At 41.0% G+C, this 23,275-nt stretch carries 17 protein-coding genes; 8 read left to right on the top strand and 9 right to left on the bottom strand.

The features are described from left to right. Window positions 1-69 precede the first annotated feature (69 nt). Genes recG through B3C94_RS06515 form a run of 3 tightly spaced genes read right to left on the bottom strand, consistent with a single transcriptional unit; the run spans window position 70 to window position 3,380 of the window. On the bottom strand, window positions 70-2,175 hold the full coding sequence (recG, locus tag B3C94_RS06505; protein WP_293900794.1) for an ATP-dependent DNA helicase RecG: 2,106 nt from the start codon (window positions 2,173-2,175) through the stop codon (window positions 70-72). Window positions 2,176-2,211: 36 nt separating this feature from the next. Beyond that, window positions 2,212-2,925, bottom strand: a complete 714-nt coding sequence (locus B3C94_RS06510) for a hypothetical protein (protein WP_293900797.1) — start codon at window positions 2,923-2,925, stop codon at window positions 2,212-2,214. Between the two features lie 44 nt (window positions 2,926-2,969). After that, window positions 2,970-3,380 carry a hypothetical protein gene (locus tag B3C94_RS06515; protein WP_293900800.1) on the bottom strand — a complete coding sequence of 137 codons (411 nt, stop codon included), beginning with the start codon at window positions 3,378-3,380 and terminating at the stop codon, window positions 2,970-2,972. Between the two features lie 243 nt (window positions 3,381-3,623). On the opposite strand from B3C94_RS06515, the gene B3C94_RS06520 reads away from it, so the two are divergent. Further along, window positions 3,624-4,817: an ATP-binding protein gene (locus B3C94_RS06520; RefSeq protein WP_293900803.1), complete on the top strand. Its 1,194-nt coding sequence runs from the start codon at window positions 3,624-3,626 to the stop codon at window positions 4,815-4,817. 136 nt (window positions 4,818-4,953) lie between these two features. On the opposite strand, the gene B3C94_RS06525 is transcribed toward B3C94_RS06520, so the two are convergent. The 5 genes from B3C94_RS06525 to B3C94_RS23475 form a co-directional block, all read right to left on the bottom strand. After that, window positions 4,954-6,624 (bottom strand): RagB/SusD family nutrient uptake outer membrane protein, encoded by a 1,671-nt coding sequence (locus B3C94_RS06525; protein WP_293900806.1) that lies wholly within the window; start codon window positions 6,622-6,624, stop codon window positions 4,954-4,956. 96 nt (window positions 6,625-6,720) lie between these two features. After that, on the bottom strand, window positions 6,721-9,780 hold the full coding sequence (locus B3C94_RS06530) for a SusC/RagA family TonB-linked outer membrane protein (protein WP_293900809.1): 3,060 nt from the start codon (window positions 9,778-9,780) through the stop codon (window positions 6,721-6,723). A gap of 430 nt (window positions 9,781-10,210) precedes the next feature. Next, window positions 10,211-11,143 carry an EamA family transporter gene (locus tag B3C94_RS06535; RefSeq protein WP_293900812.1) on the bottom strand — a complete coding sequence of 311 codons (933 nt, stop codon included), beginning with the start codon at window positions 11,141-11,143 and terminating at the stop codon, window positions 10,211-10,213. A gap of 3 nt (window positions 11,144-11,146) precedes the next feature. Then, a complete protein-coding gene (locus B3C94_RS06540) occupies window positions 11,147-11,533 on the bottom strand; it encodes a RidA family protein (RefSeq protein WP_293900815.1) in 387 nt (128 codons plus the stop codon). 12 nt (window positions 11,534-11,545) lie between these two features. After that, window positions 11,546-11,677 carry a DUF6728 family protein gene (locus tag B3C94_RS23475; protein WP_312128511.1) on the bottom strand — a complete coding sequence of 44 codons (132 nt, stop codon included), beginning with the start codon at window positions 11,675-11,677 and terminating at the stop codon, window positions 11,546-11,548. 148 nt (window positions 11,678-11,825) lie between these two features. Here B3C94_RS23475 and nagA point away from each other — a divergent pair, with 148 nt between their 5' ends. The 3 genes from nagA (at window position 11,826) to B3C94_RS06555 (ending at window position 15,387) form a co-directional block, all read left to right on the top strand. Continuing rightward, on the top strand, window positions 11,826-12,932 hold the full coding sequence (gene nagA / locus B3C94_RS06545) for an N-acetylglucosamine-6-phosphate deacetylase (protein ID WP_293900818.1): 1,107 nt from the start codon (window positions 11,826-11,828) through the stop codon (window positions 12,930-12,932). Between the two features lie 95 nt (window positions 12,933-13,027). Then, window positions 13,028-14,653 (top strand): glycoside hydrolase family 10 protein, encoded by a 1,626-nt coding sequence (locus B3C94_RS06550; RefSeq protein WP_293900821.1) that lies wholly within the window; start codon window positions 13,028-13,030, stop codon window positions 14,651-14,653. Between the two features lie 179 nt (window positions 14,654-14,832). Further along, on the top strand, window positions 14,833-15,387 hold the full coding sequence (locus B3C94_RS06555) for an acyl-CoA thioesterase (RefSeq protein ID WP_293900824.1): 555 nt from the start codon (window positions 14,833-14,835) through the stop codon (window positions 15,385-15,387). A gap of 277 nt (window positions 15,388-15,664) precedes the next feature. Here B3C94_RS06555 and B3C94_RS06560 read toward each other — a convergent pair whose 3' ends face one another. Further along, a complete protein-coding gene (locus B3C94_RS06560) occupies window positions 15,665-15,847 on the bottom strand; it encodes a hypothetical protein (RefSeq protein WP_293900827.1) in 183 nt (60 codons plus the stop codon). A 96-nt stretch (window positions 15,848-15,943) separates the two neighbouring features. Between B3C94_RS06560 and B3C94_RS06565 the strand changes: the two genes are divergently transcribed. The 4 genes from B3C94_RS06565 to B3C94_RS06580 all read left to right on the top strand — a co-directional run bounded on the left by B3C94_RS06565 (window position 15,944) and on the right by B3C94_RS06580 (window position 23,272). Further along, window positions 15,944-19,102 carry a SusC/RagA family TonB-linked outer membrane protein gene (locus B3C94_RS06565; protein ID WP_293900830.1) on the top strand — a complete coding sequence of 1,053 codons (3,159 nt, stop codon included), beginning with the start codon at window positions 15,944-15,946 and terminating at the stop codon, window positions 19,100-19,102. A 7-nt stretch (window positions 19,103-19,109) separates the two neighbouring features. Further along, window positions 19,110-20,882: a SusD/RagB family nutrient-binding outer membrane lipoprotein gene (locus B3C94_RS06570; protein ID WP_293900832.1), complete on the top strand. Its 1,773-nt coding sequence runs from the start codon at window positions 19,110-19,112 to the stop codon at window positions 20,880-20,882. A 52-nt stretch (window positions 20,883-20,934) separates the two neighbouring features. Continuing rightward, window positions 20,935-21,591, top strand: coding sequence for an N-acetylmuramoyl-L-alanine amidase (locus B3C94_RS06575; RefSeq protein WP_293900834.1), 657 nt, complete (start codon window positions 20,935-20,937; stop codon window positions 21,589-21,591). 436 nt (window positions 21,592-22,027) lie between these two features. Continuing rightward, complete coding sequence (locus B3C94_RS06580; RefSeq protein ID WP_293900837.1) at window positions 22,028-23,272, top strand: exo-beta-N-acetylmuramidase NamZ family protein; 1,245 nt, start codon at window positions 22,028-22,030, stop codon at window positions 23,270-23,272. Window positions 23,273-23,275: the final 3 nt, after the last annotated feature.

Consider the following 23,275-nt stretch of genomic DNA (forward strand, 5'->3'; position numbering starts at 1 on the left):
GTTTATTCACTTAAACAAGTTAACGATTTATTTGTTGGCCCCATTTTTTATTTCGAAAATGACATACTGTTAAGAAATCTTGTCCCAGGCGATACCATCTGATTTTCTTGCGAGGAAGCTTCGGAGCAAATGATTCTTTTCGCTTTGGAGCGTGGGGTCTTCTTTGAAGATTTCGATAACGGTGTTGCGGCACTCGGTGAGCAACGCTTGATCTGTGGCTAGGTTCGCCATTTTAAGGTCGAGAACACCTGACTGTTGTGTGCCCGATATATCGCCCGGACCACGTAGCTGTAGGTCGACTTCTGCAATCTCAAACCCGTCATTGGTACGCACCATTGTATCCAGCCTTAATCGTCCTTCTTTGCTCAGCTTATTGCCCGACATCAGGATACAGAAAGACTGTTCGGCACCACGGCCTACGCGACCCCGCAATTGGTGCAGCTGGGATAGCCCAAAACGTTCGGAATTTTCAATGACCATCACCGATGCATTAGGAACATTGACCCCCACCTCGATAACGGTGGTGGCTACCATAATCTGCGTTTCATGTTTGACAAAACGCTGCATCTCAAAGTCTTTATCTTTTACGGGCATCTTGCCGTGAACAATACTGATCTTGTATTGTGGTAGTGGAAATTCGCGTTGTAAGTTCTCAAGTCCTGCTTCCAGGTAAATCAGATCCAGTTTTTCGCTTTCCTTGATGAGGGGGTATACCAGATAAACCTGTCTGCCCTTGGCGATTTCCTCGCGCATAAAACCAAACATCCTTAAACGCGAGCTTTCAAAAAAGTGAACAGTCTTAATCGGTTTACGTCCTGCAGGTAATTCGTCTATGACGGAAATATCCAGGTCACCGTACATGGTCATCGCCAGCGTCCGGGGAATTGGCGTTGCTGTCATGACCAGCATGTGGGGCGGAATGACATTTTTGCGCCAGAGCTTGGCCCGCTGTTCCACACCAAAGCGGTGCTGTTCGTCAATAACGACAAAACCCAGGTTTTTGAACTGTACTTTATCCTCGATCAGGGCATGTGTACCAATCAGAATGTCCAGGCTGCCATCTTCCAGTGCCTGGTGGATCAAACGGCGTTCCTTCGTGCTTGTAGATCCCGTAAGTAGCTTGATAGTGACGATGTCATCGCCCACGAGCTGCTTTAGCCCATGATAATGCTGTGTCGCCAGGATTTCTGTTGGCGCCATCATGCAGGCCTGGAATCCGTTATCCACGGCAAGCAGCATGCTCATCAGGGCAACAACTGTTTTGCCGGATCCAACATCGCCCTGCACCAGGCGGTTCATCTGCGCGCCAGTATTGGTATCGATACGGATTTCCTTCACAACGCGCTTCTGTGCTCCTGTTAACGGGAATGGAAGTCGCTCATTAAAGAACGTGTTGAATTTTTCGCCGACTTTATTGAACCGCTGGCCTCTAAATTTCTGGGTGTTGAGCTGCTTATTGTTGAGCAATTTGAGCTGAATAAAGAATAATTCTTCAAACTTGATGCGTTTAATCGCTTGGTTCAGCTCCTTTTGATCGCTTGGAAAGTGGATGGATGCGAAAGCCTGTTGCCTGGAAATGAGATGATGTTTTGCGAGTACATCCTGCGGCAGTGATTCGTCAATACTACGAAATACGGTTTCCAATGCAGTCTGCTGTAAGCGTTGGATTCCCTTGGTATCCAGATTGAACTTTTTGAGTTTTTCTGTAGACGAATAAACCGGTTGCAAACTCATATTGCCGATCTGTTTTACCTGTGGGTTATACAGATCCATTTCGGGATGGGTAATGGATAATTGTCCGTTGAATTCGCTCGGCTTGCCATAAATAATATAGGCCGACCCGACTTTCAATGATTTCTGAAGCCATGGGATGGATTGAAACCAGACCAGTTCCATGGAGCCCGTTTCATCTTTGAAAGAACCTACAAGCCGTTTCGTTCTTTTCTCGCCCACGAGCTGTAAAGAAACCAGACGGCCCAGGACCTGTGCGGCCATCATATCGGGATGAAGTTTCCGGATTTTATGGAACTCCGTACGATCGATATAACGGAAAGGATATTGCGTCAGTAGATCACCAATGGTAAATACCTGTAACTCTTTCTTGAGCACATCTGCCTTTTGTGGACCTACACCTTTGAGGTATTCTATGGGGGTAATTAAACTTAATTCAGCCATTCTTCTTGAATGGCTAAATTACGAAAAATTTAATTTTTACGATTTATATACTTCTACAAATGGTTTGCCATCCTTGCATTGAACAGGTTTTGCCATATTTGGACAGCCACCTTCACATTTTGTTTTCTCCAAACGCAGCTTGTTTTCCATGAGACGGTTGTAGAGCTCTATTTTTTCTATCCTCTCGGTTGATCGAATGGTTTTGTGGACTGCAATTCCTTCCATACAGCAGCCTGAACGTAGAAAATGACTGGTCCAATCGTTTGGATTCGAGCAGGGCACGTCTTTATAGAGCTCCTTCAGCTCCTTGTATCTTTTGGGCAGTTCGGCATTGGTTTCCTCAAGCGATAATTCGTAGGCAAAGCGAAGTGCGGCCTTACCATTATAACAAACTTTTCCCACAGGTGGATTAGGGATCGGCATTGATAAGCGTTGTGCATCATTGAAAAGTTTGCCTTCATGTTCGGCAGCTTTATTTCGCTCGCTTTCGAGATAGTCTAACTCTTCTTTCAGTTTTTCGAATTGATTTTTCAGTGAAGAATGTACCAGGTAATAGGTATAATAAGGGTGTTGTATAATTTCAAACTCTTCAATATTTGTGCAGGGAACAGATTGAAGCAATGTGGTGAGTTCCTTGGCTTTTGCATTGACTTGTTCATTCCAGTATTCGTATGATTTAGAATTGTCTTTCGAACAAGCAAGGAAAAGTATAAATCCAATAATCGGAAGTAAAAAGGTAATTTTTTTCATGTTTGGCAAATCTAGGTGTTGTTATTTTTATGGTTGTAATCTGTCTACTCGTATTTAATGTCTGCTTTTCCTTCTTTGCAGATTACGCCCAATGGTTTGCGATAAGGTACACAATTTATTTTGGGCGCCATCATTGGCTGGTATATTTCCATCAGCCGGTTGTTGTCATTGATCATATTTTGCAAGGTTGTTTTGTCAAGGGATTTGTGATAGGGAAGGTAACTTGTCCCACATACTGTCTGCATTTCTATCATTTCCCATTCCGTAGCGTCAGTACATGATTTTGGGCTAGCAAAGGCAACGATTTTGCTGTACTTCTCATTGGAAAGCGACTCAAGTTCCTTTTCTGTTTTGTCCTTGTAGGGATTTTCTAAATGTGACTCCGATTTACAAACAACAAATAGCATGCTGCAGGCTAAGAGGGTAGTCATACCCAAAATGGAAAGATTTTTCATAATGTTCGTCTTGGTTTTATTAATCAAACGGGTAATTCTTGGTCTTTGCTACAAAGGATTTCCATTAAGTTTTTGTCAAGAGAAATTTGATTTTGAATTCTATTGCGCATAATTTTCATTGGATTGTAGGTTTGAAACAACAATATGTTAGTAAAAATGTAGGTTTGAAACAACAATATGTTAGTAAAAATGTAGTTTTAAAACAACAAAATTTAGTTATTTTTGTAATATAGAAACAACGATATGGAAACTTTGATCAATTTTCAAGATATTCTTTTGCAGGGCATCAACAATGATTTCAGGAGATACCTTCATGAAAAAATTAACTGGAATCAACGGATGATAGGGATCAAAGGGGCGCGTGGGGCAGGTAAGACGACGATTTTATTGCAGCATATGAAATATGACCTGGGCGCATTAAAAGATAAAAGTCTCTATATTACCGCTGATCACACCTGGTTTTACAACCATAGTTTATTAGACACCGCAATGGATTGGTTTCAACAGGGCGGGCAACTCCTTCTTATTGATGAAGTACATAAGTATCCTAACTGGTCCAGGGAACTCAAAAATATTTATGATGGGATTCCCGGTATGCGCGTTATATTTTCGGCATCATCGGCTTTAGACATCTATCGTGGTCAAGCCGATCTAAGCAGGCGAGTGGTGAGCTATACATTGGCAGGACTTTCTTTAAGAGAATATCTCCAGTTCTCGGGAGTGGCCTCATTCTCTCCGATAACATTTGAAGACATTCAAAAGCAACATCGCGAGATCAGTGTGAATATTACTTCCTCTATAAGACCGCTGCCACTATTTGCAAAGTATCTGCGATCGGGTTATCTGCCTATATTTACCGAAGGTGAAAACGAATATTTGCCTAAACTAGAGCAAATTATAGATGCGGTCGTTGATATTGATCTTGCTTACATTGCATCTTACAATGCTGGTACGGCCGTGAAAGTAAAACGCTTATTAGCAGTAATAGCAGAATCCGCTCCTTTTAAGCCTAATATTTCCGCCTTAGCAGCCAAAATGGGTCTCTCTAGAGATCGCATATTAGAATACATCTATCAATTGAAGGACGCAGGACTCTTAAATCTTTTATCCGCACAAGGGAAAGGCGTATCGCGGCTACAAAAGCCGGACAAACTTTTCTTGGAAAATACCAACCTTTCTTATGCAATTCACCCAGATCCAAACCAAGGAAATATACGGGAAACTTTTTTATTGAATCAATTGCTTCATGCAGGGCTGGAAGTATCCGAACCTCAGACTGGCGACTTTTTAGTCGAGCAGGTTCATATCGAAGTGGGCGGTAAAAATAAAGGTAGTCAGCAGGTTCGAAATGCGGATCGTTATCTGATTGCGGCAGATGGTATAGAAACAGGTTTTGGCGCAAAGATTCCGCTATGGTTATTCGGATTTTTATATTAGTATTCCCGCTGGATCAACGACCTGCTTTCCTACATTGAAAGCTTGCGTTGAATAGGGTATAAAAATTATATAAAAACGGGGCTGTCCAATTGTTTTGGACAGCCCCGTTTAAGATTTATTTCGGATCATTTCTCGATTAGAAATTACCCTTATTTACATCCCACCAAAGTCTGGTACCGCCGTTGTCGGGTCCGCCCAACAAGGAGATAGCAGATTGTACTTCAGCTGCATTTGTATTGTATTCATTTTGTGGGAACGGTAAACGACGGATCTGTATTTTAGTATCGATCAGTCCACCGCTATTGTTGACAACAACTGGGAATAAACGTGGATATCCTGTGCGGCGGAATTCACTCCAGGCCTCTTGTCCTTCAGGGAAGATCGCCAGCCATTTTTGTGTAATGATACGTTCCAATTTTTCTTCGTTGGTAGCACCTTCATTCCATTTGATGGTCAGCGCACTTGGGGAAACTGCGTTATTCTTCGCGTTGAACGGATCCTCGTAAGCTGCTGCTTTACTTGTGTTGTCATTTAGGTAAGTGCTTAGACCCGATGTTACACCCCATTGGGTAAAGGAAGTTTCCACCCCCTTTTCGTACAATGACTGGGCTGTTCCACCTGCATTGTTCCAACCTCTCAAAGCTGCTTCCGCACGAAGGAAGTAAACCTCAGCTGCAGTCATTAATATCGGTGCCGTTGTCGCTACGAAAGTCGGTGTTGTACCCTCGGTATTCAGGGCTGAAAGCTTTTGGTATTTATCCTTTTCGATACCCTCAGCACCAGCACGGATTCCGATATATTTACCAGCGAAAGCTGTTGTGGTAGCATCTTTAATGACAGGTGCCATGTATTTGGAGATACGTGGGTCGTTCAATCCCGTCATATAAGATGTAAGTGTCGCATTGATACGTGTATCGGCCCAGTTTTTAGAAATAAACCAAAGCGGATTGCTGTAGGTTCCATCTGCTGGTACAGTGATCTTGAAATTTTCGCTATTGCTTTCCAAGACTCCACCATTGGCAGGGTCCAATGCTTTTTCAGCTTGTGTTTTTGCTAAAGCTGCATCGATTTTAACCAAACGCATCGCTAAGCGAAGGCGCAATGAATTGGCAACTTTTAACCAATTTTTAAATCTGACCTGATTATCTGTATTTGGAAATACAAGATCGATCTGGTCGATTTTAGCCGCCATTGGACTATCCGCTTTGTACGATTTTAAGGCCGCTACGGCCTCATCAAGTTCTTTGAAGAAGGCAGCGTATACATCCGATTGTTTGTCGTATGGAACGGTATTGGAGGTGCCGACTTTACTATATGGGATAGGGCCATAGATGTCCGTAACCCGGCTGGCCGCTTCTACTTTGATGACCAATGCCGAACCCCATAGTGCTGGATAGGTTTCTGCAAGTCCATTGCTTTTTAGTTTTTCAATGGATTTGATGACGTTAAGGTATAACACCTTAAATGGTTCTCCATTCCATCCGTTAACCATGGCATAATTCAGGTTGTTCTGCCCGCTATTGAAAGGTGTAGGAGACATAAAGAAGCCTGAAAATACGTCTGCGTTCAGATTTTGTTGTACCTGATAAGAGTTCGGATCCCCTGCGCCTGAGAAATTATAGATAGACATCTGTGCATTCCGTAAGAAAATCACAAGATCCTGTCCATCACCTTTTAAATCCTCATCCGTAACGCCAATATTATTTTTGTTATAGTCCTCAAAATTCTTGGTACAGCTACTTAAGGTGCCGCCAATCATTAAAAAAGCAAGTGAGAACTTGGATATATTTTTTATGTTAAATTTCATCTGTTAATCGTTTGTATTTTAAGACTAAATGGAATATCCCTGTCGTTTTTACCGGTATATGTATTTTGTAGACATAGATACTTCATCATGGGCCGTTTAGAAAGTTGCATTTAGCGTAAGACCATAGTTACGTGTTGCTGGCATCATAAAGATATCCACACCACTTAAGGAATTACCCGTAGACATCGTTACTTCAGGATCGAATGGAGCCTTTTTCGAAATATAGAATAGGTTTCTTCCTACAGCATTTACACGCAGTTTTTTGAAGAAACTGTCTTTAATATTGAAGTCATAGCCGAAAGTCAATTCACGCAATCTCACTACTGTTCCGTCATAAATATATTGACTGCTAACAGGGCCCATACCGGCAGTAGAAGTATACCATTTTTCGGCATCTACCGTTGTTACGGCTTTTCCGCTTGGTGTAACACCATTGATATTAACACCTCCATTGGCACGAGCGTCACCACTAGCTTTCGAGACACCGTATCCGTCAAGCAATGCTTGTGTCACAGACATCACTTGGTAGTCAAATTTACCGTCGATCAAGAAGCTTAAGTTGAAATTTTTATAATTAAAACTGTTGTTCCAACCCATTTGCCAAATTGGATTGGAGTTTCCAAGCTTGGTATAGTTGTTATTTTTCTGTGGAATACCGTCCTCAGAGATAAGGATTCGTCCTTGGTCGTCACGAACGAAGTCCTGTCCATAGATGTCACCGAAAGAACCACCAACTTGCAATTTGGATGCAAAATTATTACGTCCTTCACCTGTTAGTGTAAATTCGGAAATACCGTCAGCAAGTTTTACGATTTTGTTTTTATTGTACGTAAAGTTGAGGCTTGTCGTCCATTTGAAATCGTCATTTCTGATCGCATCCAATGATACCAATGCTTCTACCCCTTGATTTTGAATGTCTCCGGCATTAACCGCATACATGTTGTTGAGGGATGCATTTCCAGCTGCAATTTTGAAAAATTGATTAGTGGTGTTTGTTTTGTAATAAGTCACGTCTACATTCAGACGGTTATTCCACATGCGCCATTCCGTACCAATCTCCAAGGAAGCTGTTTTCTCTGGCTTTAATTCTTTCAAGAAGGCAATGTCATTTACTGTTAGTACCGCATAAGGATCTACCCGGTTAGTGAGCAGTGTGGTATAAGGAGGAAGGTCGTTTCCGACTTTTGCGTATGAACCACGGATTTTGGCCATATTCACAAATTCTGGAAGATTAAGTTTGTCGTTCAATACAACACCCAAACCCACCGATGGATAAGCGTATGGGTTTTGCGGTGTATAGGCCAATGTGCTCGACCAATCCCAACGTGAAGTCAGATCTAAATAAATCCAGTTGTCATAGGCTAAGTTAGCCGATGCAAATACCGATTGTAATTGTCTTCGATTAGCAGACAATGTCGAAGTGACCGGAGTATTGGTATTCTGGATAAAGAATTGATTGGGAACTTTGAGTCCATCTTTACCGCTAGTAAAGTCTGTACCTTCTGTTTTCCAGTCGGTGATACTTGTTCCAACCAATCCGGTGATCTGTAATTTATCGCCAATATTAAAGTTCATGTTGGCGGTCAAATCACCATATTGTTGGGTGATCGTAGTATTGGTATAGCTATAAGCTCCATTTTCACGCGCTAAAATATGTTGCGTTCCTGCATAAGCTTTTCTGTCCCATACTTCGCTGGTGCGGTCTACACTACCACGGGCCTGTACGCTGATCCATGGCGCAATTTTGTATTTAGCACTACCGTTTAGGAGTAGACGATTGCGTGTAGAACGTGTTGAATTACGGTTCATAATCCACCATGGATTTTGTTGAGTTGTCTCGTCATCCGAAAGTGTAAACCAGTTTTGATCATAGAGATTACGACTTGTGTTGAAGGTTTCGTAATTTTTATAATCCGCGATATTTAAGCTTCGAGGTAATAGGTAGGTTCCAACTAGGGGGTTATAATAAAAACCCGAAGTAGGCGCATTGTCCAATTTTTGTGTAATGTAGTTGGCGCTTCCTTCAACGGTCAACTTATTATCAAAGAATGAAGCACTCTCTTTGAGGTTGAAATTGTGACGCATCAGGTCATTTTCTGGAAGTATACCTTTAGCAAGGGTATTGGCATAAGAGAAGTAAGTTTGATTTTTTTCGTTACCTCCGGATAATGTCAATGAATTGGTGAAGTTGCTACCTGTGCGGAAAAATTCGCCTACATTGTCATAGTTGGCGCCATTGGTTTTGTCTCCCCAGCTAAACACACTGGTGTTACTGTTTTTACCGCCTGAACCTTGACCGTACTGGTTTTGGAATTTCGGTGTCGATACAGCTTGTTCTATCTGTGCACTTGATGAGAAATTGATCGTTGTGCGGCCTTGCTTGCCTGATTTTGTTGTGACCAAGATAACGCCGTTGGCAGCTTGACTACCATATAATGCCGCTGCAGATGCTCCTTTTAATACGGAGATGTTTTCGATATCTTCTGGATTGATCAATGAAATAGGGTCGCCACCATCACGCTGTCCACCGAAGACGTTGTCTGGCTGGCTGGCCAATGTCTGGTTGTTGATTGGAACCCCATCCACAACGTAAAGTACCTGGTTGTTGCCGGAGGCCGATTTGTTACCACGCAAAATAACTTTTGCTGAACCACCTGGTCCAGAAGAGCTAGAAGCGATGTTAACACCCGCGACTTTACCATTTAAATTATTGGCCAAGTTGGTGCTTTTAACTTTGTTTAGTTCGTCACCACTCACCTGTTGTGTAGAGTATGTTAATGATTTCTGTGCACGGCTAATACCCAAAGCGGTAACGACCACACTTTCCAGTTGCTGTGTCTGTTCATCGAGACTTACAGTTACTGTCGTTTCTCCAGGTCCTAATGTGACTGTCTTATTTTCATAACCGACAGTACTGATATTTAATACACGGTTTTTGTCGTCGACATTGATCTGGAATGCACCTTTAACATCCGTTGAACTTGCGTTGGAAGTGCCCAATACTTTGATTGTGGCACCTGGAATAGGAGCTTTAGTTTTAGCGTCTACAACCGTTCCCTTAATCTGGTTGGTTTGCGCGTGCAATAAAGATGCTGAAAAAAGCATTGTTGGAACAATACCTAACACCCTTAATGTAGAGTATAATTTGTTATTCATATAGTATATGTGTTATATTCAGTTTTTTATATACATATTTTCATAACGGTGAAATTTCTAATGAAATGGGCTAATTCCATTTAGCATTTTGGTTAGAAGAGGGGATATTGAATAATCGGGGGGCGAAATAAGTGATTATTTATAATAGTATAAGCTATTCAATACCTAGTTATAGGAAGAAAAGAGCGGTGTGATTTCCCTTAATAAAAATCTAATTTACTATAGTTGAGCAAAAATCAAAAATTTTATGAAACAAAAATGATACATCTGGTATTGTTTTTCGATTTAAGGTATTGATAATGATTTTGTTATGTGTTTTGTCATTTTTTTGAGTAGAGATAGTAATTTTGTCTTTCACGATAAGAAGATATGTTCTATGGGATTTCAGACCATTTACTTGACTAAAAAGTTATTGCTGGATATGCGTGATCTATCCTTTAGCCTGTGCCCTTGATCCGGAAAAAGTCTCTTTGATGTTTTTGATATTAAATAAGATAATTGCGAGGAGTATAATTCCATAAGCAACATACTTAATTGGCGAAACAGGTTCTTGAAAATAAGCTACAGCTAAAGTAAATGCGATCAGTGGGTTGATATAGAGGAGCACACCGGTTGTTGTTGATGAAATGCCAATGAGTGCATACATGCTCAGGAAAAGGGGGATGATCGTGAATAAAGACGCGATAAGAAATATCGTGCCCCAAAACAGAGGTTCAGCAGGGATTGCATGATGATTATAGATCAGTTTAGGGATTACAAACAAGGCACATATACTGAGCTGGACGACCAATTGGTGGAGTTTGTCAAACCCGGTGGAAACCCGTTGCACAATTAGATAGAAAGCGTAACAGGTGGCAATCGTAGCCGCCCAGAGGACATCGTTTAATGAGCCATTAGCCAGCAGGCAGACGCTGCCGAAAGCAATAAAAAGCGCTATTTTTTGCCAAAGGGTCAATTGTTCCCTGAGTATGATATAGGCTCCAGCTGCGGTGATGAGTGGGCAGGTCAGGTAAGCCAATGCGGCAGACTGGATGCTGATATGGTTGACGGCATAGATATAGGTAAACCAATTTCCAAAGATTAATCCCGAGGCCAGCAGGGTAAGGCAGATCTGACGAAGCTTGCCCGTCCGAGGTAGGAGCCGGAACTTATGGATATCAGCAGTCATGGTTTTTCTGCGGAAAAGCAAAAGATAAATCCAGAGTACCAGGAGCGCAGTGATTATTCTAAAATACAGAATATCTTCGGCAGGATAATCCCTTATCCACCGTACGGGGATAGACATAAATCCCCAGATGAAAGGGGCCAAAAAAGCCGCGAAAAGATATTTTCCGCGGCTTGCTGTTTCGTTGCTGTTTTCCACGGACTAATCTTTCCAGGCAATGACCGAAATCTCGACATTTACATTCTTGGGAAGGGTTTTTACCGCAACACACTCACGTGCTGGTTGCGCTTCTTTAAAATATTCTGCATAGACTTCATTGACTAAGGCAAAATTACCCATATCGCTCAGAAAAATGGAGGCCTTGACAACATCCTCAAAAGTATAGCCAGCATTTGTCAGAATAGCTTCTATATTTTTCAGTACCTGATGTGTTTCGTCTTTTACACCTGATGAAATTAACTCCATTGTTTCTGGGATCAGAGGAATTTGTCCAGAGACGTATAATGTATTACCGGCTTTGATTGCCTGGTTATAGGGGCCAATTGCTGCAGGAGCGTTGTCGGTATTTAAGATTTCTTTTTTTGACATGGATTACAGTGTTTAGGAGGTAAAAAATATTTTGTAGATCAGGCCCAATAAAAAGACAATAATGGCCGTTGCATTAATGATATGCATCGCTTTTATGCTTCCATTTGTCGGGCGATCTGCGTTACGCTTTCTAAAAAAGTACATGGAACTAAGTTACAACAGTAAATTAGAAAGTTAAAATGAAAAGATTAAAAACTTTGAAAGGTTTTCTGTTGAGCTGTGAAACAAAATCTTGTACAAATGGCTGAGATTTTTTGAATATTAGTAAATTGGTGAACGAAATTGAAATTTTATGAATAAGGTAGCATTAATTGGGGGTAAAATATATTCAGGTGAGGCGATTTTCGAGCAAAAGGCATTACTGATCAGCGAAGGTAAGATTGATGGGATTGTCCATGATCATGAAATACCTTCAGATTATGTGAGTTATCCGGTGAACGGAGCTAATATCTGCGCTGGGCTGATTGATCTTCAATTGTATGGTGACGGCTCGGACCTTTATTCGGCAGAGCGAAGTGTAGCCTCTCTGGAGCGTATCACCGAAGGTTTGGTCCAAAAAGGCACAACTTCTTTTATGATGACCTTAGCGACCAATACCATACCCGTCTTTCAGGATGCCATTCGCGTGGCGGCAGATTTTCAGCACGATGCATTTTTAGGATTGCATCTGGAAGGACCCTTTTTAAATCCTAAAAAACGAGGTGCACATCCCGCGGAATTAATTATCGAGCCAACAAAGGAAAATATTGACGATCTTTTGGTCGGAAATCAGGTTGTCAAGATGATGACCATAGCGCCTGAACGTATAGCGGACGATGTGTTACAGCACTTACAGGGCTACAATTTGCTGCTCAGTGCAGGACATAGTGATGCGACTTTCGAAGAGGGAACGCGCGGTTACGATCTGGGAATCCCCACGAGTACGCACCTGTTTAATGCAATGTCGCCTTTACATCATCGTGAGGTCGGGTTGGTCGGTGCAATTTTTAATCATCCGACAGCGCAAGCAAGTATTATTATCGATGGGCATCATGTAAGTTTTGAAGCCGTGAAAATTGCAAAACGTCAGATGGGAGCCCGCCTGTTTATGATTACCGATGCTGTAGCCGCGTGCGATAAAGATATTTATCAGCATGTATTGAACGATGGATATTATGCTTTGCCGGACGGCACCATTTCAGGGGCCGCAATCTCCTTGCTTGAGGGGGTAAAAAATGCTGTTCAAAAGGTTGGCATACCACTCGATGAGGCGATCCGAATGGCTACGCTGTATCCGGCAAACCTTTTAAAGAGAGTGGATATTGGAAACCTTAATAAGGGAAGCATGGCGAATGTCATAGTCTTTAACGACGACTTTAAGTTGGAGCAGGTGATCTTCAAAGGCGAGTTGAAGTTCTGATCCTATTTCCGACAAGATCGGTCGTTTGACCCAGATTGACTAATATTATATGTATCTTCGTTAGTTATTTTGAAAAAACACTATTCTATAGATTGATGAAACGTTCCCTATTATTTTTAGCGACGGCTCTTTTTGTTTTGTCTTCTTGTTCATCCAAGAAAAATAAAAAGCAGGAGCCTGTCAATACCACAACTACAAATGTCGAAATTGTAAAAAAAGATCCACCCTCGATACCCAAGCGAGAAAGGGTAAAGAATACAGTTGAAACGAAAGAGCAGCCTGTTGCTGAAAAAAAGAAGGAAATTGTTGTCGATCTTCCCAAGTTACCACGTGAATTTCGGGCGGCCTGGGTTGCTTCTGTTGCCAATATCAATTGGCCCAGCAAGAACAATCTGAGTACAGCTGAACAACAGCAGGAAGCGATTGGTATCTTGGATTTTTTGAAAAACAATAATTTTAATGCGGTAATTTTCCAGGTTCGTCCATCGGCGGATGCATTCTATAAAAGTGATCTTGAGCCTTGGTCGTTCTTTTTGACCGGTACAGAAGGGCAAGCGCCCTCTCCTTACTACGACCCACTTGATTTCTGGGTTGAACAGGCGCATAAAAGAGGAATCGAGCTGCATGTTTGGTTGAACCCTTATCGTGCGCATCATACCGCTGGCGGTGCTGTTACATCGGCTTCTATGGCGCGCAAAATGCCCGAGTCGGTTGTCAAATTGAGACAGGGCTATTATTGGTTTGATCCATCCAAACAATCGACACAGGATCATGCAGCACGTGTGGTTATGGATATTGTCAAACGTTATGATATCGATGGTGTACATTTTGATGATTATTTCTACCCTTATGCTGAATATAATGGCGGACAGGATTTTCCGGACTCGGATAGTTACAATGAATACAAACGCAATGGAGGGGATCTATCGCGCGGAGACTTTCGTAGAAATAGCGTAAATACCTTTATCGAACGTATTTATAAAGATATTAAGAGAGAGAAGAATTTTGTAAAATTCGGTATTAGTCCTTTTGGTATCTGGAAACCAGGTTATCCATCAGGAATTCAAGGCTCCAGCCAGTATGATATGCTTTATGCAGATGCTAAATTATGGTTGAATAAGGGTTGGATTGACTATTTTGCTCCCCAGCTATATTGGCCTATACAGCCAGCTAAACAGAGTTATACGGCGCTGTTAAAATGGTGGGAAAGTGAAAACACGTTGGGACGCCACCTTTGGCCAGGTATCAACACCGTTGGTAGACGCGGTCCGGAGTATGTTCAGGAAATTGTCAATCAAGTGGAGGCAGCAAGGACACTATTACCGGATAACCGGGAAGGTGTGATCCACTGGAGCTTGGCTGGATTGACTAAAAATCCTGCTATGACACAAGCCTTGGTTAATGGTCCTTATCAGGTTAAAGCATTGGTGCCTACTAGCCCATGGTTGAATGCTAATCCCTTATTGAAGCCGACTTTGTTGGTCACTCCACAAGGCGGTCATGTCTTTGTGAAATGGCAACATCAGCAAATCGATCAGGTAGCAAAATGGGTATTGTATCTCAACTACGGTGGTGTATGGCAATATGAGATTTTGGAACCTGGAGTCACAAGTAAGGATATTCCAACGACATTGAACAACAAAAAATTGGAGTATGTTGCAGTTAAAGCTGTTGACCGTTTAAGTAACGAAGGGCCTTATGCTGCAGAAAAGATAAAATAACGAGCTGTTGTGTCATAAACACTTAAAAAAGGGATATCTGAATTTTGGATATCCCTTTTTTGATATGGTGTCATTATCCCCCTGTTGGAGCTTTTCGTTGGCTATTATCATTCGCGGTATGTGTGAGGTCATAATGGTTTTGTTTTGAATTGTGATTTATCGAAGGTAAATTTATAGGTATGGAAGAAATCTATAAAACAGTAAGCGACTCTGTGATTCGAATGTCACAGCTGATGTTGCCCTCTAATGCTAATTTTGGGGGTAAAATTCACGGAGGTTATATTTTATCATTGATGGACCAGATCGCATTCGCTGTAGCATCCAAATTTTCTGCGCATTATTGTGTGACGGCGTCCGTTGGCAAAGTTGATTTTTTGAAGCCTATTGATGTGGGGGAATTAGTGACATTGATCGCTTCTGTGAATTATGTCGGTAATTCTTCTATGGAAGTCGGTATTCGGGTCGAAGCCATGAATATTCAAACGGGTGAAACCAAGCATTGTAATTCCTCTTATTTTACGATGGTGGCGAAAGATGAAACAGGCAAGCCTGCCCGGGTTCCAAGATTAATTTTGGAGACTGAAAAAGATGTATTTCGTTTCTACCGTTGTGTGGTGAAAATGGAGGTTGACAAAGAAAGAGACCGTGCGATTCATGATCTGGAGACAGATTCCGCCGAGCAGCAGGCCTATATTACGGAACATTTTGATGTAAAGATCAATCTGCCCTCCTAGCGCTGTTTTTTCGTTTGCCCCTTGCCTAGGCTGTATTTCTTGCAACCTTCAAAGTATTTGAGTATATCTTTGATTGGGGGCCGATTTGCACCAGATTCGGTTCATTAATAGATTTGTACAGCTACTGACCAAATGTTGACACTCACGCCCGTTTTCGAGTAAATACCATTGTTGTTATAAATGAGCCTGCATATTTGAATATCTTATTGTCTAAAGGCGCTGTTGTTTGTTGGATACTGCGTGTTATTGGTCATTTTGTTGCAATCGTATAGGAATTTTATGTGGCAGACGGTAAAACTGTCTTGCTAAATGCTTTTATAAGTTGTTTTTGTTTCGATTTTGCTGTGCTGTGCATTTTTGTATCTATTTTTATTGGTATTTGCGGTTGTTTTGCTGTCAGATTATGCGTTAATGTGTTTATTGCTATTTCTTTTTCAAATAATTGCGCATAAACTTGCATTAATTAGAAGCATTTCATAGTATTGTGTAGTAATTGATATAAACCTTGGGTTGGAACCGCCCGTTATGGAAAATTATTAACAACTAACTAAAAACCATGAATAAAAAAATTCTCTTATTCTGTTCAGGGGTGATGCTGTCAACCAGTTTATGGGCACAGACCAAAACTGTAACGGGTAAAGTGACGAATGCCTCAGATGGCGGCACTATGGCTAATGTAACCGTGAGCATCAAAGGCAAATCTATCAGTACCCAGACCAAACCGGACGGAAGTTTCACAATCAATGCGGAGCCAGGCGACATTTTGATTTTTAGAGCCGTGGGTTCTCAAGAAAGACAGCAATTAGTTGGTGCCAATGCAACGATCAACGTTGTGCTTTCAGGAAGTGAGGAGGCGCTTGAAGAGGTGGTTGTGACGGCTATGGGGATTAAGAAGGAAAAGAGAGCGCTTGGTTACGCTGTGCAGGATATTAAATCTGATGAGTTGATGAAGAACAAGACTGCTAACGTGGTCAATTCATTGGCAGGTAAAATCGCGGGGGTAAACGTAACACAATCTTCAGGTGCTGCCGGTGCAGGTGCGCAGATTATTCTGCGGGGAGGTACGTCGTTGGAACGTGACAATCAGCCCTTGTTTGTGGTAGATGGTATAATCTATGACAATTCAACACCGATTGGTGGAAATAGCGGATTTGATGGAATGCAGGCTACTTCAACTTCCAATAGCAACCGTGTTATGGATATTAATCCAGAAGATATTGAAAATGTTTCCGTGTTAAAAGGTCCTGCGGCAGCGGCCTTATATGGTTCACGTGCAGCGGCTGGAGCGGTTGTTATTACCACAAAACGCGGTAGTGAAGGGCGTGTTGAAATTGGCTTTTCGAGTCGTTTTTCTGCAAATTGGGCTAATCGATTACCGGAACAACAGGGTAAGTACAAGCGTGGCTACTACAACAGTGCTGGGACATTAGATAGTTATACAACACAATCTTGGGGAGAGGAGTTCAAGTCAGGAGACAAAGTGTATGATAATGTTGGAGACTTTTTCCGGACGGCTACTGTTTTTGATAATACAGTCAATGTTACCGGGGGTAATAAGAACGGATCTTTTTATTTGTCTGGATCACGATTTGATCAACAGGGTATTATCCCAGAAACAGGTTATGGAAAAACGGCGTTTCGTTTTAATGGTGATCAAAAATTTGGCAAATTAAGTGTGGGAGCCAATGTGGCCTATACGTTAGCAAATACCGATAAAACTTTAACTTCTGCAGGGTTGTACGGTTCTGGAGGAGCTGGCGCAATTTCTTCAGTTTATGGCTGGTCGAGGAGTGATGATATGAAGAAATATCTGAATGATGATGGGACTAAGTATCGGATGTTCGAAGGTTTACAGGAGCTTCAGGATGATGTTGAAAATCCTTATTGGACGATTAATAAAAATAAATTGACCGATAATACAGAACGGATAACGGGAAGTATTAATGCCAATATGAATATTTTTGATTGGTGGAATGTATCGTATCGTGTTGGGATGGATAGTTATTTAACCAAAAACTCGACATTAATTGCTGAAAACGGGGCAGTTAAACAACTTTGGCAAAACGGTATGATGTCTGAGAATGATTTGAAATTCAACTATTGGTCCTCCAATTTAATGTCTAACTTCAATAAGAAAGTAGGCGATTTTGATTTGGGGGCTATGGTCGGTTATTTTGCTGAAGAGACTAAGGTGAATACAAATAGAAGGATGGGGTATGATTTTGTCGTTAATAACTTCTATAGTTTTGGAAATATCGATAAAGCAAATAAGCTTTTTGATGAAGTTACCTCCAAAAAAAGGTTGTATGGACTCTATGGTGAATTGCGGGCTTCTTATAAAAATTTCCTTTTCTTAAATGTAACCGGTCGAAATGACTGGACATCCACGCTTCCGGTTGCAAATCAGTCCTATTTTTATCCATCTGTAGGAGGAAGTTTTGTTTTCACGGAGTTACTGAAAGATAAAGGTCCAGATTGGCTGAGCTTTGGTAAGTTGCGTGCCTCTTGGGCCCGTGTAGGTAAGGATGCAACACCATATGCTACAAATACCTATCTGTGGACACCTAGAGAATCTTTAGGTGGAATTATTGCAACAGGAAATAGCTGGACAAAAGGCAATCCAAATCTTAAGCCAGAAACTACGGGATCTTTTGAAATTGGGGCTGAATTACGTTTCTTAAATGGTCGATTGGGCGTAGATTACGCTTATTATACCAATAATTCGTATAATCAGATTCTTTCGCCACGTTTAGGACAGTCTGTAGGTTATATTTTCGTCTCGGTCAATGCTGGAGATATTTACAATAAAGGTATGGAGCTCTCTTTAACGGGTAAACCTATTAAAAGAGAAAATTTTGAATGGGATCTTACCTTAAATATGTCTCGGAATAAGGGAACTGTCGATAATCTGATTTCAGGGGTGGACATTCTTTATGTAACAGATGTGCAAGTTGGTAATGCTAAGGCTGCGTCATTCAATGGTGGAAGCTTTATGGGTATTTCTGGATCAAAATATGCGCGTACTCCGGATGGTAAGTTAATCCTTGATGCCAATACGGGTATGCCAACGAGTGATAATGCGACTACGTACAATATCGGAAATCGGGAGCCGAAATTAATTGGAGGTTTAAATAATAGTTTAACCTACAAAAATTTCAACCTCTCCTTTTTGTTGGACTATCGTATTGGCGGTGATATTTATAACGGAACAGATTATGCGATGACACTTAATGGATTGAGCATGCGTACATTGGAGCGCGATGAATTGACATTGTCTGGTGTTGTGAATACCGGGACAGCTGCCGCTCCAGTTTATGAGGATAAAACATTTACATTCAATGCAAATGAATCCTATCTGGTGAGTGGAGCGCAAACAAGTGGTAAAAAGATCATTCAAGACTATTGGGGGGTACACTATATAAAAGAAAGTGCCAATTTTATGACGAAAACCAATTGGCTGAGATTACGCACTGTTTCCGTTTCTTATGATTTCGGAAATTCTTTGCTTAAAAAATCTAATGTTTCCAAAGTTATTAAAGGATTGACAGCGACGTTGACAGGTACGAATTTATGGCTTTTGACTAATTACAAAGGATTGGATCCAGAAGCTAGTGCAGCAGGGTCGGGAGTGACAGGTTCGAGTTCTGTTGGTATTGATTATAATGGAGTGCCAAGCACTGCTGGTGTAACTTTTGGTGTTAATTTAAAATTCTAAGCACATTATGAAAAAATCAAAATATTTATTGGCCTTGTTGATAGGAGTGGCTAGTCTTTCTTCCTGTAGTAAGGGTTGGTTGGATATCAATGTGGATCCTAATACCCCTTCTAGCACAGTGGCGTCGGTTGATAGTCGATTGGCATGGATTCAACATTATTATTTATACGCGCAAGGTACTGCTGGTGCGAGGGCAGGTTTTGTGACACAACAGTTGAGTTTTACGAGTAGTACTGCATCCAATAGCATGATCGCAGGATGGAATCCTATTGCAGGGATGTCGACTACACCTTATCAGTTCTTTTTTGTTGGAGCGGGAGCCAATTTCTCTGATTTAGAAGCAAAAGCCAAAGCAGAAAATGCATATCATTATATTGGTGCAATGAAGGCTATTCGTGCCATGGGGTTTATGTTGATGACGGATTGGTATGGGGAAATGCCTTATACGGAGGCATTGGGCACTGCAATTACGCCTATATTTGATGATGGAAAAACTATTTTTGAAGGTTGCTTAAAGGAAATTGATGAGGCTATTGCTTATCTCAAGATGGAGCAGCCTGCTACAGCTACGGCTTTGTCTGCGGGAGATAGCTGGAACGGTGGAGATGTTTCGAAATGGATAAAGATGTGTTATGGGGTAAAGGCGCGCTGGCTTAATAACTTATCGAAAAAATCAAGTTTGTACAAACCCGATGATATTTTGGCTGCATTAAGTAATGCGCCATTATCCATTAATGAAAGTACAATTGTAAATCATGTTGATGTGCAGGGAGATAATCTTGGTGATATTTTGTTTGCAGATCCAGTTAAGACGTCCATTGTTTATGATAATGTGGGGATGAACTCGAATATTTTAGTTACCAAATGGTATGAGAATTTATTGACCAATTTTGATAACAAAAATGTTGAGGATCCGAGAGCAGATAAATTGATTCCCTGGGCAGAGTATGGAATTCCGAAAAAAATGCTGCGTTCTAAAGGAGTTGATATGCAGTCGGATATCCGCATGAAATCTGGGCCTATTGTAGCCTCGTATAATGCCAAAGATGTTGCTATTACAAGTAACAACCGCTCTGTGGCTCCGCATAGTTGGTATATCAATTCGGCGAATACTGCCAGATGGGGTGATACCGTATATGTTTCGTTCAGAAGTACCTCGAATGCAAAGGCAGAGAAAACACCTGATATTTATAAATGGGACGATGGTGTTGTTGCTGCAAGTGGAACTTTTTATTCAAGACCTGATGCGCCGACTCATCTCTTGACGGCTGTTGAAATGAATTTTATTAAGGCGGAGGTGTTATTTAAAAAAGGTGATAAGGCTGGTGCTTTTGCCGCTTATAAAGCTGCTATTCAGGGGCACATCGACTTAATGAATCTCAAGTTGGCCACTTATGGGAATGTCAACCAAAGTAAATCTCCAATGGTTCAAAGTAAGATTGATGAATTTATCAATAAGGGTATTGGAACTTCGGGAGATATTACGCTGGCGAAGATTATGACACAGAAGTTTATAGCGATGTCTTTTACACAACAGAACTGGAATGATATGCGTCGTTACGATTTTAGTGCCAATGTTTATCCTGGCTGGAGCGTTCCCTATGAGTACACGGTTACAGCAGCAGCTAAAACTAAGATACCGGACGGTAAGCAATTCAGGCGTGTTAGACAAGTGTCTCATGAGATCAACTACAATGCGCAAAGCCTAATGGCATCACATCCAAGTGCTTTAAGTGATGATATCTGGTCTTTTCCAGTATGGTGGGATATTGCTGAATAATATGTATTGTACAAAGCCGTTTTTTAACGGCTTTGTTTTGTAATTTTAACGTATGAAATTCGCTAATTATTTAATGACAGGTGCTTTTTTGCTATTGACATCTATGCTCTTGGCACAATCACCTAAGATTATTCAAAAACCCATTACCTGGGATAAAGACCGTATTCAGCTTTCGCTGGATTACCTTAAAAATAGGCATGGCTTGACGCAGTCGGCTCCTGTCATCCATCCCAAAATGGTGGTGGTGCATTGGACAGCAAATAACAGCGTTAGAGCGACCTTCAATACATTCAATCCTACGCGGCTTCCGGGAAGACCTGAATTGACCAAAGCCAGCGCACTGAATGTTTCTTCGCAATTTGTCATTGATCGTGATGGCACGATTTATCAGCTTTTACCGGATTCTATATTTGCACGACATACGATAGGTCTCAATTATTGTGCAATAGGGATAGAAAATATAGGTAGTCGACAGCATCCATTAACGGATGCGCAATTGAAAGCAAACGAGGAGCTTATCCGTTACCTCAGTAAAAAATATCCCATCGAATTTGTTTTAGGTCACCATGAGTACCAACGATTTAGGAAAACGAGCTGGTGGAAAGAAACTGATCCCAATTATATCACTGGAAAAGATGATCCGGGGGATAAATTTATGAATGAACTGAGAAAAAATCTTCCTGATCTGAAACTAAATCCGCTGCCTTAGTTTATCTGTCTTTAAGAGATTCGCGTTGATATACGATTTTTTGCGGATGTAATTATAAAGTATGCAAAATGCAATCGTTTTGCAGTATAAATTGCGTATTTGCTGTATTTTGCTGTCTTGTTAACAAAATGTTAATTGTATTCAATTTGTTACGAGCTAGTGTGTTTTTTACACTTGTGTTTTTTTTGGTAACTCAAATTTTTCCCGTCTAATTATCTTTCTTTCAGTTAGTTGTGTTTATTTAGTGGCTGTTTATTTGATGTCGTGTTCTTTCTTTAGTCTGCTATGTTTCTTTGAAATGTAAGTGAATACTTACTTTCTTTTGCGTTTTTATGTAGTTTTTAATTTTAAAAACGAAAAGTTCTACTTACTTTTATTCTGATTTTCAATTATTCATGCATAAAGCTGCAATTTTTGTGTGATCTAAAATCTATTTATGATGAAAAATGCCTTGTTAAAACTTGCCTTTCTGGTTTTTATTATTGCTTTTATTTCCTGTGGAAATTCTTTGAAGTCTACTCAGGCTAATAAAAAAGCAGAAAACAGCATTCCTGGTGATATTAGGAACAGCGCTATTGTGCCAGGGGCAGATCAGTTATCTTTATATCTGCCGCAATTAAAAGGTAAAAAAGTTGGTATTATGGGGAACCAGACGTCGATTGTTGGGTTCGATAAAAAGCATATTGTCGACGTCTTGCTTGATAATAAGATTGACTTAAAATTTGCATTTGCGCCTGAGCATGGCTTCCGTGGTAATGTAGAACGTGGCGAAAAGTTTGGAAATGACATTGACCAAAAGACAGGTTTGCCGCTATTTACATTATATGGTGGAAATAAGAAGCAGGATTCGATTGTCAATTCCATCGATGTAATGATTTTCGATCTACAGGATGTCGGAGCGCGTTTTTATACCTATATCACTTCCTTGCATCGTGTGATGGAACTTTGTGCAAAGCATCATAAGAAATTAATTGTACTAGATCGCCCAAATCCAAATGGAGACCAGGTCGATGGGCCGGTGCGTCATGATGATAAGTTTAAATCAGATGTTTCTTGGCATAAAATAGCCATGATTCATGGTTTAACAATCGGTGAGTTAGCTCAGATGATCAATGGGGAACGTTGGCTTGAGAATGGTCGTCAGGCAGATATACAGGTGGTAAAGGTGCAAAATTGGGATCACAAAACGATGTACGATTTGCCGATTATTCCATCGCCAAGTCTTCCAAATCAGCTTTCTGTGCGGCTTTATCTTTCATTGTGCCTTTTTGAAGGAACTGATATTTCGGTGGGGCGGGGTACCGACTGGCCTTTTCAGGTTTTGGGGTATACAAATCCGGTGTATGGTTCTTTTACATTTACCCCGGGTGAACGTCATGGTATGTCCAAGCATGTAGAAGGGAAAGGTGCAACAAATTATGGTCTGGATCTACGTGCTTTGGATCCTGAAAAACAAAAGTTCACACTAAAATATTTATTGGATTTTTATAAAAAGACGCCTGATAAATCGACTTTCTTTGCGAGGCCTGAATTTTTTGATAAGCTCGCAGGTACTGATCAGTTACGTAAGCAGATTCTTGCAGGCGAATCCGAGTCGCAGATTCGTGCATCGTGGTCGGATGATTTGAAAGCCTATAAGCAAATGCGTAAAAAGTATCTGCTGTATACTGATTTTGAATAGCAA

Source organism: Sphingobacterium sp. UBA5670 (genome assembly GCF_002420705.1).
Classification (GTDB): Bacteria; Bacteroidota; Bacteroidia; order Sphingobacteriales; family Sphingobacteriaceae; genus Sphingobacterium.

What these genes read in the sequence shown, in the direction of transcription:
- B3C94_RS06540 (WP_293900815.1), bottom strand. Translation starts at nt 11,533, where the DNA reads ATGTCAAAAAAAGAAATCTTAAATACCGACAACGCTCCTGCAGCAATT.
- B3C94_RS06515 (WP_293900800.1), bottom strand. Translation starts at nt 3,380, where the DNA reads ATGAAAAATCTTTCCATTTTGGGTATGACTACCCTCTTAGCCTGCAGC.
- B3C94_RS06570 (WP_293900832.1), top strand. Translation starts at nt 19,110, where the DNA reads ATGAAAAAATCAAAATATTTATTGGCCTTGTTGATAGGAGTGGCTAGT.
- B3C94_RS06550 (WP_293900821.1), top strand. Translation starts at nt 13,028, where the DNA reads ATGAAACGTTCCCTATTATTTTTAGCGACGGCTCTTTTTGTTTTGTCT.
- nagA (WP_293900818.1), top strand. Translation starts at nt 11,826, where the DNA reads ATGAATAAGGTAGCATTAATTGGGGGTAAAATATATTCAGGTGAGGCG.
- B3C94_RS06580 (WP_293900837.1), top strand. Translation starts at nt 22,028, where the DNA reads ATGATGAAAAATGCCTTGTTAAAACTTGCCTTTCTGGTTTTTATTATT.
- B3C94_RS06565 (WP_293900830.1), top strand. Translation starts at nt 15,944, where the DNA reads ATGAATAAAAAAATTCTCTTATTCTGTTCAGGGGTGATGCTGTCAACC.
- B3C94_RS06510 (WP_293900797.1), bottom strand. Translation starts at nt 2,925, where the DNA reads ATGAAAAAAATTACCTTTTTACTTCCGATTATTGGATTTATACTTTTC.
- B3C94_RS06560 (WP_293900827.1), bottom strand. Translation starts at nt 15,847, where the DNA reads ATGCAAGTTTATGCGCAATTATTTGAAAAAGAAATAGCAATAAACACA.
- B3C94_RS06520 (WP_293900803.1), top strand. Translation starts at nt 3,624, where the DNA reads ATGGAAACTTTGATCAATTTTCAAGATATTCTTTTGCAGGGCATCAAC.
- B3C94_RS06525 (WP_293900806.1), bottom strand. Translation starts at nt 6,624, where the DNA reads ATGAAATTTAACATAAAAAATATATCCAAGTTCTCACTTGCTTTTTTA.
- B3C94_RS06555 (WP_293900824.1), top strand. Translation starts at nt 14,833, where the DNA reads ATGGAAGAAATCTATAAAACAGTAAGCGACTCTGTGATTCGAATGTCA.
- B3C94_RS06530 (WP_293900809.1), bottom strand. Translation starts at nt 9,780, where the DNA reads ATGAATAACAAATTATACTCTACATTAAGGGTGTTAGGTATTGTTCCA.
- B3C94_RS06575 (WP_293900834.1), top strand. Translation starts at nt 20,935, where the DNA reads ATGAAATTCGCTAATTATTTAATGACAGGTGCTTTTTTGCTATTGACA.
- B3C94_RS23475 (WP_312128511.1), bottom strand. Translation starts at nt 11,677, where the DNA reads ATGTACTTTTTTAGAAAGCGTAACGCAGATCGCCCGACAAATGGAAGC.
- recG (WP_293900794.1), bottom strand. Translation starts at nt 2,175, where the DNA reads ATGGCTGAATTAAGTTTAATTACCCCCATAGAATACCTCAAAGGTGTA.